Here is a 15,780-nt window from a genome sequence, read left to right on the forward strand (position 1 = left end):
GTTATTTCTGATGGTTAGATTTTATGTTTTAAAGGAAACAGTAATGAATTATAAAGCTCACTTATCGACATTGTTTAAAATGCCATTAATTTTCACCTCTATTGCCTTATTAGCATTAACGGGTTGCGATTCCAGTGATGGAGATGATGACGAAACGAATACGGGTTATTTCCAATTGTATAACACATCATCAAGTGCTCCTGCTATCTACTTAACGGTAGATCAAGAAGATGATGATGACTTTGATGAAAATACTCATACCGGTATTGCTTATACCAATATCAGTAGCAGATTAACCTATAGCAAAGATACTTATGATATTGAACTTGCTTGGAAAGATGAAGATTATGATCTTGAACTTATCTACGAAAGCCAAGTAACTATCAAAAAGAACACCAATACCTTCATTGCCATCGCTGAAGATATATCTGCTCCTGCTATTCATATTTTTGATATAGCCGTTAGAGATGATGATGAAATAAGTGATGATAGTGATGACGATGTATTTAATATACGCTTTTTAAATATGCACCCAGAATCGAGCGGTGTTGATATTTACATGTCTGAATCAGATGAAACCTTCAACGAGGCTGAATTAGTTGGTCAAGTGACTTATGGCGAATTAAGTGACAACCAAAAAATGGAGCAAGACAGCTATGTTTTCTATATTACCGAAGCAGGAAGCGATGACATTATTTTCACTTCTACAGACATTTCATTCCCTTATGCGTCCGAATATATTGTTTCTGTTCGTGATAATAAAGGTGCCGGTTCATCACCCTACGTCATGGATATCATAGGTACATCATCAATAGGTGAATATGCTGACGTAAATTCTGAAGCCGCTTTTAGAATATATAATGGCATCATAGAACATGAATTATTACCCCAATACCAAAGCACAATTGATTTACATGTAGATGGCATTGATGACAGCCCTGAGGTTGCTGGTCTTGGCTTTAATGAGTTGAGTGAAAAAATTCAAACAGAATTTGGCGACTACAGCATAAACCTAGTTGCATCAGGGGATAACACACCTATCATTGAAAACCACTTACTGACTTTAAATGAAAACAGCGATAAAACAGTTTTCTTTTATTTAACAGAAGATAATGTTGATGACGATGGCGATGGTAATGTTGATGAAGACGGGGACGGTATTGTTGATGAAATTGAAATTTCCGTAAATTCGCTCGTTGTGAATAACAGCCTAAACGAAAGTATTTATACGCATCAAATTAACATTATTAACTTAATTGACACGGATGATTTTAGCTCGGTAGATGTATACTTTGTTCGAAGCAATGAAATTATTGATACTGCCGAAAATTCATTAGGTGTCGCGTATATTGTGCCCAACTCAATCACCTTAATTAATAATACTTACAGCGTTTATGTGATTGCCACCATTAAAAGCTCTGATGTCATCATCAATAGTTTTGAATTAACACTCGATGAAACCAGTAAAGATCAGTTTTTAATTCTCGAAACAGATGAAAATACGGCTACAGGTTATAGATCGACCTTAACAGATCAAATGGTGGACTAGCTGACGAGTAGCTAAGTAGTATTACCTTGCTTTAATTACTCAAGCTATATAATACTATGAAGTTACTCATATTATATCCCTGATATACAGGTCACTAATGCGCATAAAAATAGCCTACAAATTACTCATTGCCAACCTCAGTATTATTTTATTGTTAGTGTTGGTAATGCAGGTAATTAGTTACTTTTCAAACAGGGAAGTTCTCAATGACTTTATCAGTGATATCGAAGAGCAAGTACTCGAGGGTATCACTGATAAAATAATTGATGAATATATAAATGAAGGCTCTTTGGCAATATTTCAGCAAAAGCCTAAGCTGTTAAAAGAAATCGTCTCTAGGCAAATCCGAGACACTAAGCCCATGTTAAGTAAACCTCACAAAGGCCCAAACTTTGACAACAGACCTCCCCATAGAAAACCACCTTTTGGCGAACGACCAAATCGTCGCCCACCGAAGGGGCCTGACAAGCATCTTCCTGAAAAACTAACCAATGACTTTTTCAAGCGTCTAAGTTTACTCGATGCTAAAGAACAGCTCGTTATTCAAGCTAGCACAAAAGATGATGTAATGTTCAGTAAAGCATTAGTGCTAAACAATCAAACTCTTGGCTGGATAACCCTCAATAAAAAGCAAATAAAAACCAATCCATTAGCTACATTTTATATCGAAAAACAGTTACGTATGAGCTATTGGGTAGGAAGTATAGGAGTGCTTATTGCAGCCTTAATCAGCTTCTTTTTATCTCGTCATATAACTGCGCCCATTACGTTATTGACCACAGCCGCCACGCAAATAGCTCAACGGGATTTTTCCACTCGCATTAAGGTGAAGACTAATGATGAATTTAAAGAGTTAGCTCGTAATGTTAATAATATTTCCAAAGCTTTGGCTAAATATGATGGTCAACAAAAACAGTGGCTCATGGACATATCACATGAGTTAAGGACACCATTAACAGTTTTAGACGGTGAAGTAGAGGCATTACTCGATGGAATAACCCCTATAGATAAGCAAGCAATAAAGTCTTTACAAGAAGAAATTACAATACTGATGCGTTTAGTGAATGATCTTCATGATTTAACCGTTATCGATAAAATCGCATTTGAATGCCAGCAAGACGATATTGACTTAACAGAGTTACTTAACTTACAAGTGAACAAATATCAGAAAAAGTTTCAAGATCGAAATATTAAATTAATTAGTCTTCTCCTCAACGACGCTATAGTCGTCAAAGGTGACCAAGCTAGATTGAGCCAAGTCATGCAGAATATCTTAGAAAATGGCCTGCGTTATATCAGTTCACCAGGAAGTTTAACCGTATCAACAATTATCTCAGTCCAAGTGATTGAAGTTGTTTTTCATGATACTGGTCCAGGTGTCAGTGAAGATGCATTGCCAAAATTATTTAACCGACTTTACCGAACCGACGGCTCTAGAAACCGAAAAACCGGCGGTGCTGGTTTAGGTTTAGCAATTTGTAAAAATATCATTGAAGCTCATCACGGCGAGATATTCGCTAAACAAAATGACCAAGGCGGCTTATCTATTCATATACGCCTTCCTATCCCACTTTGAAGATAAACACCAAGAACATGGCTAAAAATCACATTTTACTCATCGAAGATGAAATCAAAATAGCGACGCTGATAGGAAAATATCTCAGTTTAGATGGATATGAGTTCACACATGTTGCAGATGGGGGTAAAGCAATTCAAAGCTTTCAATCATGCCAAGCAGATCTGATTGTTTTAGACTTAATGTTACCCAACATGAATGGCATAGAAATTTGTAAAGCTATCCGCAAAACAAGTAACGTGCCGGTGATCATGCTAACCGCTCGTGTTGAAGAAATAGATAAATTAATCGGTTTTGATGTTGGCGCTGACGACTATGTTTGCAAACCCTTTAAGCCAAAAGAGGTGATGGCGAGAATAAAAGCTATTTTGCACCGCTGTAGCCAAACTTTCCAAAATCAATCCGCAAAGTTAACCTCGGGCGATATCAAAATAGATATTACCAGTCATCAAGTTTTCGTGAAGAATAATGAAGTGATTTTAACTTTTAATGAGTTTAATTTATTAAAAATATTCTTAGAGTTTCCTGGCAAAGTATACTCACGCCAAGAATTATTAAAAATCACCCAAGGAAAATATTTTGAAAGTTATGAACGAACCATTGACTCTCATATCAAAAACTTGCGGAAAAAATTAACCAAAGCGGCTCCGAATACTCAACACATTAAGTCTATCTATGGTGTTGGCTACCAATATGTAGCACAAGCCGATAACGCTGATTAAAAAACTAAAATATCATCCTCTATCTCAACTTTTATGCCTAACTCCTGAAAAATTTTAAACTGCCACTTTATTGAGATAGCGTTTAGAATTCCATTCTCTTTAATACGCTTAAAACCCTCTTGCCATTTACTCATTAATGCTTGAGATGTTCCTTTTTTTGACATAGCGAGATAAACATCAGATTGCTTGATTTTATATATCGCTTTAAATTTTTGGATATCTATAGCTAATGACTGAGATAAATAAGACAAGCCTTGGTTTTCATAAGCGATAGCTTCTACACGCCCCACCAGCAAACGCCGAACATTTTGCTCATGTTGTGTTACTGAATATATATTCTCAAACCCTTGATTGATTAACCACTCTTCGCGGACATCTCCCCTAACAACGCCAATTAATGGCAGTGATTTTAAATCAGCTACATTGTTAATCACTATATTTGAGTCACTTAAAGTAAAAATACTCCATTGTTTTTCCATGACCTTAGCTAACCAGTGCAATTTATTTTCTCTTAAATTTGTTCGAGAGAAACTAAATAGCACCACATTAGGTAAATGCTCCGCGATATAGAGCGCCCTCGCTTCAGGAACAAACTCAATGTTTGCAGTGTTATTTATTTCAGTTTGAATGGCTTTAACAATATCCACCACATAACCTTCTGCTTCGCCTTGTGCATTAACAAAACTCGCTGGAGGCTCATTAACCGCAATAATACGTACCTCTTCAGCGATGACAGGTAAACAAAAGAAAAGCCAACATAATAAATATCTAATAATATAGCCCTACCTAATAGAAGTTAGCCCTACCTAATAGAAGTTAGTCAATATAGTTGCCATTAGCCCGATATTGATAAGCATAGCAGAAAGTTAAAAACAGACACTTAATCGAAGGTTAACTTATGACCAGCATTAGACACTTTAGCTTTAAGATAATCTTCATTACCTGCTTTGATATGAGTAGATGTATTCACTTCCTCCTCAATCGTTATGCCATAGTCTGTTAACGATTTAACCTTTTTAGGGTTGTTGGTCATGAGTTTTACTCGTGACACTTTAAGTGCTTCAAGCATTTGACCCGCTTCAGTAAAATCTCTTAGGTCATCACCAAAGCCTAAATGATTATTGGCTTGATAAGTATTCATACCTTCTGACTGAAGTTTATAAGCGTCTATTTTATTATATAAACCTATGCCACGGCCTTCTTGTCTAAGATACAAAATGATACCTCCAACAGTCGCCATGTGATTTATTGCTTCATCGAGTTGCTCGCCACAATCACAGCGAGAAGAGTGGAAGACATCCCCGGTTAAGCATTCAGAGTGAACCCTAACCAGCGGCACGTCTTGTAATTGATCCGCTTGCCCTAAAATTAAAGCAATATGCTCTTTATCAGAAACCAAGCCATTAAAAGAGACCATTTCAGCGGGTATTTGGCTGTTAGCGCCCACCTTTAATGAAATTCTTGTACGTATATCAGCCATCGCTATTTATCTTCTAACCTAAAAGTTAACTCTTATCTTATTATAGCGATTATACCTCAAATATTTATACTGAACTGATGAATATTAGTGATATTGTAAATATTTGGTGAAGAGTAAATTAATGCTAAATGAAATAAGTATTTCACCAATACAGAGCGGTTTAAAGTAGTAGCAAAAAGATATATCAATGATTGCATACCCAGATGAAGCAACTATGGGCGCAGATGATTCCTTTAATACTCAGCTAAAGGTAATTGATAACGGGCTTTTATCGATATACGTTGCTGAACAATTTCATCAAAGGCTTTTTGGTAAGTATCTACCACCGCATCAGGAGTGTTGATATTAAACGCTAAATAATTCCCAATTTTATTAACCTGCCAGACTTGTTCATAGTCATTAGGATCAAAATTAAGCTGTTTTGCCATGTGCGCAAAACCATGAATTGAAACAACAATCATATCAACACGATCTGACTGCATCATTAAAAATGCTTGCTTTAACTGAGACACTGTTGCCATATTTGAAGAAGGAAAGCCCACTTGGCGTAAAGATATCTCTGAAATATCTCCTTCAACCGTTGCGACAGTATGATAAAAAATTTGGCCTAAACTGTTAAAGTTAAACTGCTTTGATTTTTTCGCCATCAGCACATGAGTAGAGTTAAAAATAGGGCCAACCCATTTAAAGAATTTCTCACGAGATTGTGTTCTAGACATGGTGAATAAGGCTGTATTCTTTTTATCTAAAGTAAATCGATAACCACGCGCCCAAGGTACCATTTGAATTTCTTGTTCTGGAATAGCTAAGCGTTGCCATATAGCTTTTAAGGTATCAACAGAAATACCTTTAAGCTGGTCACCTTCAACATAATTCGCTGGCGGATAGTTTTCAGTATAAAAAGTGATATTCTCAACAGCTTGTTCTGCAAGTAGTTTTACCGATAACAGCATAGTAAAAAGAATTAACAGAGTTTTGGAAAAAATAACTTTCATTAGTAGCTAAGCTCAAATTTTTATTAAATTAACACCATTTAACCAACAATAACGCAGTCGGTGCCTTAACTGCTACATTTCTTGCTCGTTCCTTAGCATGTTCAGCTATTTATTAAGTCACCAATGTGCAGACAACTTAACAAGCTTGCGAAGGGTTTAGCCAACAAGCTTGTTAACAACACATACTAATCAGATTAATCTCTCATCAATTTAGATCGAAATTGCAGTGTTTTCTCAGCAATATCACGATCTTCAATATAAAAACTTTTATCAACACAAGTATTATTATATGTATCAATTAAGGCATTAAAAGCAACTAACTCTTTATCAAGTTTAGTTTCTTGCACAACTAAATCAGCATTTAACTCATTATACTTGTCTATTTTAGCATTAAATTGATCTATTTCACGTTGACTCGTATCGTCTAAAGTTTTTTCTTCTTTATCGATTAATTTCCCTAAATCTTCATACTGAGTGAGCACTTTATTATAATGCTTTTCCCCTGCTCCATAAGTTTGCTCTGTATCTTCAATACGTTTTTCAGATTTCAAGCACTGTAATACTGCAGCTTGCGACATAATATCACTACTATACACTTTCTTTGCGCCAAGCAGAGCTAAGCCAGCAGCCGTAGAGGCTCCACTTTTTTTATTCTTCGACTTTGCCTCTACAACTGTACTCAATGCAACAAAGCAAACAAGTGTTACGGCGAATAATAATTTATGCATCCTAATTCCTTAATCTGATATTCATTCTGTTAAAGTATAAAAACCTTTAACCAATGGCGATAGTCTAAGCTTTTATAAACCTAGCAGCTAAAGTTAATTTTACCCATTTACAGGAGGGAAAGGCGAGCTAATTTTTTATACTCGCTCACCAATGTCCTGTACTTCTATTCTGTGCTATTAATGTGTTGTCTTGTCAATCGTTCAAGGGTTCTAACACGCCACAGGTAGTAAATAGCAGGTAACACAATTAAGGTTAACATAACGGCACTTGCCATGCCGCCAACCATGGGTGCTGCAATTCGACTCATGACTTCAGATCCTGTACCTGTACCATAAAGTATAGGCATCAACCCTATTATAATGGTTGCAACTGTCATCATAACCGGACGTATACGCATACCTGCACCTTCCATAACAGCATGCGCCAATTTCTGGGGAGTAAATGGCCGATTAGCTTGCTCGCATTCCTCTTTAGCGCTTTGATAGGCTTGATTAAGGTATACCAGCATAATTACTCCTATTTCTACCGCCACCCCTGCAAGTGCAATAAAACCAACGCCAACCGCAACGGAGAAGTTAAAACCTTCTATATACATTAACCAAAGACCACCAATCATAGCCATCGGTAAGGTGACAATAATAATCGCTACTTCACTCAATGACCGGAAATTCAAATAAAGTAAGATAACAATAATTGCAAAGGTTAACGGCAACACATACATAAGCTTGTCTTTCGCTCGTTCCATATATTCGTATTGCCCAGCCCAAGTTATAGAGTAACCGCTTGGCAGTACGAGATTTTCAGCCAAATATGATTTAGCGTTTTCAACATAGCTGCCAACATCAACGCCATCAATATCGATGAACGTCCAACCGTTAATTCGGGCATTTTCACTCTTGATCCCAGGAGGTCCATTTTCCACTCGAATATCTGCAACATCACCTAATGCTATACGTTGTCCATTTGGCGTAACAACGGGTAGTCTTGAAAGCTGCTCAGGTGAATCACGATAATCCTGAGGATAACGCAAATTAACCGGATACCTTTCTTGCCCTTCCACGGTTTGAGTAACATTCATGCCACCTATCGCTGTAGAGACCACTTGTTGAACATCTTCGATATTGAGGCCAAAACGACTGGCTTTATCACGAGATATATCCACCTTAATATAACGGCCACCAGCCACACGCTCAGAGTATACTGACGCTGTGCCTGCAACCCGAGGTAGTAATTGTTCTATCTGCTGACCAATTTCCTGAATAGTATCTAGTTCAGGACCTGCAACTTTAATCCCAACAGGGGTTTTTATTCCTGTTGCTAGCATGTCGATACGTGTTTTTATTGGCATGACCCAAGCATTGGTTACCCCAGGAAACTTCACTAAGTTATCAAGCTCAGCTTTTAAAGAATCTGTTGTCACACCTTCACGCCACTCTTCCCTTGGCTTGAGCTGAATAAAGGTTTCAATCATAGTTAAAGGCGCAGGATCGGTTGCCGTTTCAGCTCGGCCAACTTTTCCAAACACGTTTTCAACCTCAGGAACTGTACGGATAAGTTTGTCCGTTTGTTGCAACAATTCCCTAGCCTTACCAATGGAAATACCGGGGTAAGTGGTTGGCATATACATCAAATCTCCTTCATCCAATGGCGGAATAAACTCACTACCAATTTTATCAACAGGCCAAAAACCCAAAGTGGTGATCAAAACGGCTGCGACTAGTGTGGATTTAGGGAACCTCAAAACGCCTCTTAATACCGGCATATAAAGACCAACCAAGAGACGATTTAACGGATTTTTCTTTTCAGAAACGACTTTTCCTCGGATAAAATAGCCCATTAAAACGGGCACTAATGTAATTGCTAGACCAGCAGAAGCCGCCATTGCATAGGTTTTTGTATATGCGAGCGGAGAAAACATTCTTCCTTCTTGCGCTTCCAAGATAAACACAGGCAAGAATGAAACAGTAATAATAAGCAAACTAAAGAACAGTGCTGGACCAACTTCACTGGCCGCCTTAGCAACTATTTGCCATCTATTTTCATCAGTCAGTGATACGCCCTTTTTATTTAGTGCCTCCATATGTTTGTGCATGTTCTCAATCATAACAATGGCACCATCTGTCATGGCGCCAATGGCAATAGCAATACCACCTAGTGACATAATGTTGGCGTTTATGCCTTGCATATACATGATAATAAACGACACCAAAATACCTAAAGGTAAAGTGATAACCGCCACAATAGACGAGCGAAGGTGAAACAAAAATGCTACGCATACTAATGCCACAACGGCTAGTTCTTCGAGTAATTTACGCCAAAGATTTTCAACAGCACTCTCAATCAATGTTGATCTGTCGTAAACAGGCACAACCTCTACCCCTTCAGGCAAAGATGACTTAAGCGATTCAAGTTTCTCTTTGACGCCCTTGATAGTGTCTTGCGCATTTTCACCAAAGCGCATTACCACAACACCACCCACCACTTCCCCTTCACCATTTAGCTCAGCAATCCCGCGCCTCATTTGAGGGCCAAGATTAACATCAGCAACATCACCTATACGTAGTGGCGTACCTTGTTCATTAATCCCTAATGGGATTTTTTCAATGTCTTGTACCGATTGGATGTAACCCGTCGCTGTCACCATGTACTCGGCTTCTGCCATTTCAACAACAGAGGCACCAGTTTCTTTGTTGCCACGTTTAAGCGCCTGTTGAATATGGCTTAATGGCACGTTGTAAGCTCTTAATTTATCTGGGTCAACTTGCACTTGGTATTGCTTAACCATACCGCCAACGGCAGCAACTTCAGACACGCCCGGCACGGTTTGCAATTCAAACTTTAAAAACCAATCTTGAATACTTCGCAATTGGCTTAAATCATGATTGCCAGATTTATCCGTTAACGCATAGATATATACCCAACCGACACCTGTTGCATCAGGGCCTAGTTGTGGTTTTGCTGAATCAGGCAGGCTAGAGGCCACCTGACTCAAATATTCCAGTACTCGACTTCTCGCCCAATACAAATCAGTGTCATCATCAAATATGATGTATACGTATGAGTCGCCAAAAAAGGAGTAACCTCGCACTGTTTGCGCACCAGGCACTGATAACATGGCTGTGGTTAGCGGGAAGGTAACTTGATCTTGCACCACCTGTGGCGCCTGCCCCGGATAACTTGTTTTAATGATCACCTGCACATCAGATAGATCAGGAATCGCATCAACGGGGGTATTTTTCACCGAAAACACGCCAGCAAAAGCGATGACTAAAGTGACTAATACCACGAAAAATCGATTGCCTACCGACCACTTAATTATTGATTCAATCATAATAAACTTCCCTATCTGCTAGTCGTGGCTATTGTGATTAGCATTGTGGTTTGATTGGTGATTTGAATGCTCAGTTTTAGCATTGGCATTCGATGCTGCTAGCGATATCTCGGTAATAACAAAATCATCTCGAATTTCAAAGGTAAATATGATGTTGTCGCCAACAGAAAAATTTGAAATATCGAGTTCGTCCGCAACAATAAAATCCATGGTCGCCGCAGGTCTGTTCCATTTTTCAATTGCTCCTCGGCTAATATTTAACGTGCGAGTAGCTGAAGTTATAGAGTTAATGGTTCCTGTTACGGTTGCTGACGAGAGCTTTTCGCTGCTAGCGTCAGGCTCAGACATATCAGATTCAGACATAATGTGAACATGTTTTGTAATCTCCTTTTGGTTCATACGTTTAAAGTCTGAGCTTTTGCTAGATTCTGAATCAATAAGGAACTGTGCCGAGGTAACGACTACATCGTCTTCATTCAATCCAGCTAAAATCTCGATACTCTCCTGACCTACTCGACCTATGGATACTTCAATCGATTTAAACTGGCCATTACCCAGCGCAAGCACTACTCTGTCTTGCTTTCCGGTTCGAATGACAGCTTCCTTGGGCACCAAAATCACCTGTTGATTTTGTTCGGCATGAATCGATACTTGCGCGAACATATTTGGTTTTAATCTTTGCTCAGGGTTATCGAACTTCAACCTTACACGCAGCGTTCTGGTTTTGTTATTCAATGTTGGGTAAACGTAATCAACGATGCCGCTCCACTCATGTTCAGGTAAATAATCAAGTGTCATAGAAACTGGTAGCCCTTCTTTGATTAACGCCGAATCTCGCTCAAAAACTTCAGCTTCTACCCAAACTTGCGCCAACTTTCCAATACTCAATAAGGTGTTTCCCGGTTTAACAAAAAAACCTTCGCGAATTTTTAAGCCATCCACAACACCTGATTGCGGAGAGTAGAAAGTAATACTCTGTTGAACTTTTCGACTTTGCTCTAATTGCTCAATGAATTGATTAGATAATTGCAACGCCCTAAGACGATTTTTCGCCGCTGAAATCAAAGGTTTATTGTTTCGGTTTAGCGCAATAACTAACTCTTCTTGTGCGTTAACAAGTTGTGGTGAATAAAGTGTGTAAAGTGGTTGTCCTTTCTCAACGGGGTTACCAGCCGCTTTGACAAATAACTTTTCAATCCATCCATCAACACGAGGGTGGATATGAACTAACTGATCTTCATCATATTGAACATAGCCCACGGTGTTGATTTCAGAGTGCATTGTTGTCAGTGCTACTTTTGCTGTCCTAACACCTAAGTTATTAACAACATGCGGGGAAATAGTGACTGTGCCTGCCCCCCTGTTTTCGCTTGAAGTTTCACTCGAAGTGTCCTCTTCATAAACAGGTATTAACTCCATACCCATTGGCGATTGTCCCGGCTTATCTCTTCGATAATTAGAGTCCATTGGTGCTACCCAATAAAGCGGTTTTTTCTCACCAGACACCTCTTCTTGCTCAGGCGCATTAAACGAGTTTTGAAATACATTCAATGCACTAGACCCAAGTATTGCACCTACTATGACTGCAGCAACTAATTTAAGATTCGGTGTATTTTTATTATGAGCCATTATTTATCTCCCAATTTCGCACTTGAGCCATTTTTAAGTTGGTTACCGCTCTTATTTAAAGGTGAAGGTGCAACAGCGAAAAAATAATTGATTCGAGCAACTGTTTTTAACGTTTCTACGTCGATTTTTAATGCGGCTACTCTGGCATTTAATTCAGCAATTCTAGCTCTGACCACTTCAGCAAAATCACCATCATCGTTGGTATAAGCTGTTAGGGAAGCTTCTGCTTGTTCATGCATTTGTTTTAGCAATTGGTCTTTGTAGAGGGACTGGCGTTCTGACAAACGAGTGAGTTGCCTTAGCTCTTTCTCAACAGCACTTATCATTTGTTTGGTGAGCAATAACTTTTCAGTTTTCACCGCTGCTGATTCCGCAACAGATGCTGCAACGTTTTTGTCTTGTCTATTTTCTGTGAATAAGGGCATATCAAAAGAGACACCGACAGAAAATAAATCAGCGCGATCTTCTCCTGAAGGCATGTCATCTCGATAACCGTAACTTGCGTTTACTCCCCATTGTGGTTTGTATTGCTGCTTCGCCAGTTCAATCCCTTTTTCTGAAACTTTTCTCTTCACATCAATTGCTAATATTGCAGGGTGATCTGAAAACTCGAGTGCTAGCTTATTTCTTGAGTATTTTGTTGATTTCAACAATGATGGGTTTTCCAACCGTATTGTCGGAAGTTGGTTTGACACCCCAAATACATTAGGCTGTGAGTCGAAATCAAAAACACTATCTAAATTGCTACTGTCATAGACGTGCAACCATTCATTCAAGTGAGCAATGGTCGACTCAAGTTGTTGTTTCTGGGCCGTAAGCCTATCTTCTAACTGCACTATTTCCAGTTGCGCTCTAATAACATCTTGCTGCCTAGTTTTGCCAACAGCATTTGAGTAACTAGCTCTAGCCACTTCAGCCATTTGCTCGAATAGCGCCCAATCAGACTCAATTAACTTAATGGTTTGTTGTGCAAGATAGGCATCTAACCATAACTCTGACACCATAGTTTTTACTTTTGCTTTTCGGTTAGCACGTAGTAAGGGAAACTTAGCCGCTTCCATTTTCAACTGACTTTCTTTTATCGTTAAGCTATCTCCACGAGGAAACTGTTGAGACACGCCAACCTTAATCTGCGTCATACCTTCTTGGTCAAAATCCCAAGAATCTGTAGGTAAATTCATCATACTTATTGATACTTTAGGATCTGGTAAAGTGCTTGAGGCAACACTTCTATGTTCCATTGCAGACTGCTGTAATTTGCTACCATGTAGCCAAGGATCATTTTGTTGTGCAAGGCTAATTGCTTGCGCTAGTGATATGATCTTTTGCGCCTGCGCAAAGAGAGGGGAAAGCAGTACTAACACTGCAATGTTAAAATTTCTAGTCTTCATTTTTGCCCCCAGAAAATTCTGGATTACTTCAAACTACATTTCGTATGAAATGTTTATTTAGAACTTAAGGTTTGGTTTAAAAAGTGTGCGCAGCTAAAAGCTTTTTGTGAAAAGCAGACGCACTGATCCTGTGTTAGGCAAAAATTGGTGGGCGATAGAGAGAAGTTAAAATTGACTTCGTTTGAATACTTGGTTGGAAAGTTACGCCTTCGCTTAGGCGAACTAAGTAGTCTTCATTTAGCGCTGAGCCGGCAATAGTAATATTCATACACGCACTAGCTGGGCATACACAATCGGCACTGCAACATGCTTCATGAGTGTTTTGGCTTTCGTTAGTCATCGAATGATGATTCATTGATGCATGATCCATATCAGAATGGCTCATGCCAGAGTGATTCATATCCGAGTGATTCATAGCACTAGTAGCCATTTCCATATGAGACTCATGTGAGTCATTAGACATTTCGCAAGACATAGAAGAATACGCCAATGCTTGCCCAACAAAGGCAACAAGCATAACCGTAAAAACTAAAACTTTTGAAAGTGACTTAAACATAAATATCCCGATATGAATTATTGATAATCCTATAAGATATCTAGGGAAATGTAAATTTTATCTGATAGAACCTCTGGGATTACTGAGCTTTTTTTTCTAAATAAAATATGCCTGCAATATTAGGGGAAGATCAAACAACTGTATGTTTCTTTCAAGACAAAAGCATTTACCTTGTATAGCAATGGATAAGTCAAGGTTTCCTCATGCACACCTAAAAAAAGTGAATACGCTGGTTGGAAAATTGTAGATTTAACACTTTAATTTCAAGCAAAAAAATAGACAAACCTAAGTTTGTCTATTTTTAATACATTGTCTGAATTTTATATATTCAGACACAAAAATGTCATGCTCTAATAAAGATTGTGACTTAGCCCTTAAAAATAAAGAGACGTAGAACAGCAACTTTTTAATTAAGTTTGTGACTAGATAGCAAATACCACTCAATTTATCGGCTAAAAATCGAATAAAGTTTGTGACTTACTAATTAGTCAGAATGGCCAATTAGAAAGTCAAGCAACACTCTGTTTTGGCAATGATGACTTGTATCAAAAGGTATAACCCAAAGCTTTAAGTTACTCTCTTCATCATAATTAAAACTATGCTCAAAAGGTTTATCAAAGCTATCGCTTTTAGGGTATATCAACACCAAGTTACCAACACCTTCTAAATATTTGTGCCCATAGCCAAGCATTTGATAAAAGTCGCTTTGAGATAAACCAAATTTTTCCTTACCTGCTGACTTGTTCTGATCAATAAGTTTCCACTTGGTATCTAACACAGTATTAGCAATATTCAGCTCAGTAATATAAAGGTCTGGTTTCAATCGAAAATAGCTTTTATTGCCATAACTGACTAGCGATTTAGACTGAACTTGAGAAGATACCTTTAATGACGATGGCAGATGTTTTTTCAAGTATTTAGCAACAAAGCTTTCAAACACAGCCTCCATTGGGAATAACAATGAATAAGCATTATTAATTCCAAGCATTGATTGTGGTGAAAAACCTTCAAGAATTAACCGAGACCAATTAATAGGTGCATCATAGTGCTGCATACCTCGTCCGAGCTTAATAGTAGAAAAATCATTCTTATAATTCTTACTTAGTGGGATATCACTAAAGGCAAACAACAACTCTTGTGCTAGTTTTTTACTTCGGTTTACCTTGGTATAACCAGTAATTACATGAAGCGCTGAATGAATAACCCTATTGGCAGGTCTATCTTTAAGGTATTCATCATACTCAACATAAAATTTGTGCTTATTAATGAAGTTATGTTTCAACTGCTGACTATGAAGTAATTTCCCTTTTAAGTAAGTACCGTTGTTTTGCTCACGTACATAGTCACTCCTAATGCCCTTTTTTACCAAAGTATTAACCGAGTTTAGAAACTGAGAAATAAAGATTTCCATTAATGGCATTTTCTGCTTTTTAATACTGGCGATTTCAGTTTCTATATGTCTGAATTTTTTTAAAGACCGAAGCATCATTAGTAACGATAGCCTAGCTAACTCTTCGCTTTTATTGGTATCGACAGTCTCGTTAGCTTTCGCTACTTTAGGGAGTACTTCTATTTGAGTTTCATCAGGGCACAACACTACGCCTGCATAGTTTTGAACTTGCAATACTTTCATGCCATGCATTATTTTCATTTTTAAAAAGCGAGATTCAGTATCATCACATAAACAACATTTTTCTAGATAATCAAAAGCACCCTCAGGGATATGGTGAACTTTATTATTATCACTTTTGGCCTTTTTATCAGCACTGAGTAAATCAAACTCAAATACAGTAATATTCGCCACCTTTTGCTTAGGCACTTT

The 15,780-nt window shown here is 38.1% G+C and carries 12 protein-coding genes; 3 read left to right on the plus strand and 9 right to left on the minus strand.

Annotation, left to right across the window (positions count from 1 at the left end):
- Nucleotides 1-43: 43 nt before the first annotated feature.
- The 3 genes from AC27GZ_RS00945 (at nt 44) to AC27GZ_RS00955 (ending at nt 3,847) form a co-directional block, all read left to right on the plus strand.
- Nucleotides 44-1,549 carry a hypothetical protein gene (locus AC27GZ_RS00945; RefSeq protein ID WP_487092999.1) on the plus strand — a complete coding sequence of 502 codons (1,506 nt, stop codon included), beginning with the start codon at nt 44-46 and terminating at the stop codon, nt 1,547-1,549.
- A gap of 97 nt (nt 1,550-1,646) precedes the next feature.
- Entirely contained in the window at nt 1,647-3,125 is a 1,479-nt protein-coding gene (locus AC27GZ_RS00950; RefSeq protein WP_487093000.1) for an ATP-binding protein, read from the plus strand.
- A gap of 17 nt (nt 3,126-3,142) precedes the next feature.
- Nucleotides 3,143-3,847: a response regulator gene (locus AC27GZ_RS00955; protein ID WP_487093002.1), complete on the plus strand. Its 705-nt coding sequence runs from the start codon at nt 3,143-3,145 to the stop codon at nt 3,845-3,847.
- Here AC27GZ_RS00955 and AC27GZ_RS00960 read toward each other — a convergent pair.
- The 9 genes from AC27GZ_RS00960 to AC27GZ_RS01000 form a co-directional block, all read right to left on the minus strand.
- Nucleotides 3,844-4,623, minus strand: a complete 780-nt coding sequence (locus tag AC27GZ_RS00960; RefSeq protein WP_487093811.1) for a substrate-binding periplasmic protein — start codon at nt 4,621-4,623, stop codon at nt 3,844-3,846. The genes AC27GZ_RS00955 and AC27GZ_RS00960 overlap by 4 nt on opposite strands.
- Nucleotides 4,624-4,727: 104 nt before the next feature.
- A complete protein-coding gene (locus AC27GZ_RS00965; protein WP_487093003.1) occupies nt 4,728-5,327 on the minus strand; it encodes a GTP cyclohydrolase II in 600 nt (199 codons plus the stop codon).
- 233 nt (nt 5,328-5,560) lie between these two features.
- A complete protein-coding gene (locus tag AC27GZ_RS00970) occupies nt 5,561-6,322 on the minus strand; it encodes a substrate-binding periplasmic protein (RefSeq protein WP_487093004.1) in 762 nt (253 codons plus the stop codon).
- Between the two features lie 194 nt (nt 6,323-6,516).
- The gene (locus AC27GZ_RS00975; protein ID WP_487093005.1) at nt 6,517-7,050 is read right to left on the minus strand and encodes a hypothetical protein; all 534 of its coding nucleotides are present in this window, start codon (nt 7,048-7,050) and stop codon (nt 6,517-6,519) included.
- 164 nt (nt 7,051-7,214) lie between these two features.
- The gene (locus tag AC27GZ_RS00980; protein ID WP_487093006.1) at nt 7,215-10,382 is read right to left on the minus strand and encodes an efflux RND transporter permease subunit; all 3,168 of its coding nucleotides are present in this window, start codon (nt 10,380-10,382) and stop codon (nt 7,215-7,217) included.
- A gap of 18 nt (nt 10,383-10,400) precedes the next feature.
- Complete coding sequence (locus tag AC27GZ_RS00985; protein WP_487093007.1) at nt 10,401-12,011, minus strand: efflux RND transporter periplasmic adaptor subunit; 1,611 nt, start codon at nt 12,009-12,011, stop codon at nt 10,401-10,403.
- Nucleotides 12,011-13,402, minus strand: coding sequence for a TolC family protein (locus tag AC27GZ_RS00990; RefSeq protein WP_487093008.1), 1,392 nt, complete (start codon nt 13,400-13,402; stop codon nt 12,011-12,013). Before AC27GZ_RS00990 ends, AC27GZ_RS00985 begins: the two co-directional genes overlap by 1 nt.
- 133 nt (nt 13,403-13,535) lie before the next feature.
- Nucleotides 13,536-13,958: a hypothetical protein gene (locus AC27GZ_RS00995; protein WP_487093009.1), complete on the minus strand. Its 423-nt coding sequence runs from the start codon at nt 13,956-13,958 to the stop codon at nt 13,536-13,538.
- A gap of 484 nt (nt 13,959-14,442) precedes the next feature.
- Entirely contained in the window at nt 14,443-15,777 is a 1,335-nt protein-coding gene (locus AC27GZ_RS01000; protein WP_487093010.1) for an McrC family protein, read from the minus strand.
- Nucleotides 15,778-15,780: the final 3 nt, after the last annotated feature.

This window comes from Colwellia sp. SU-HH00943 (assembly GCF_057546125.1).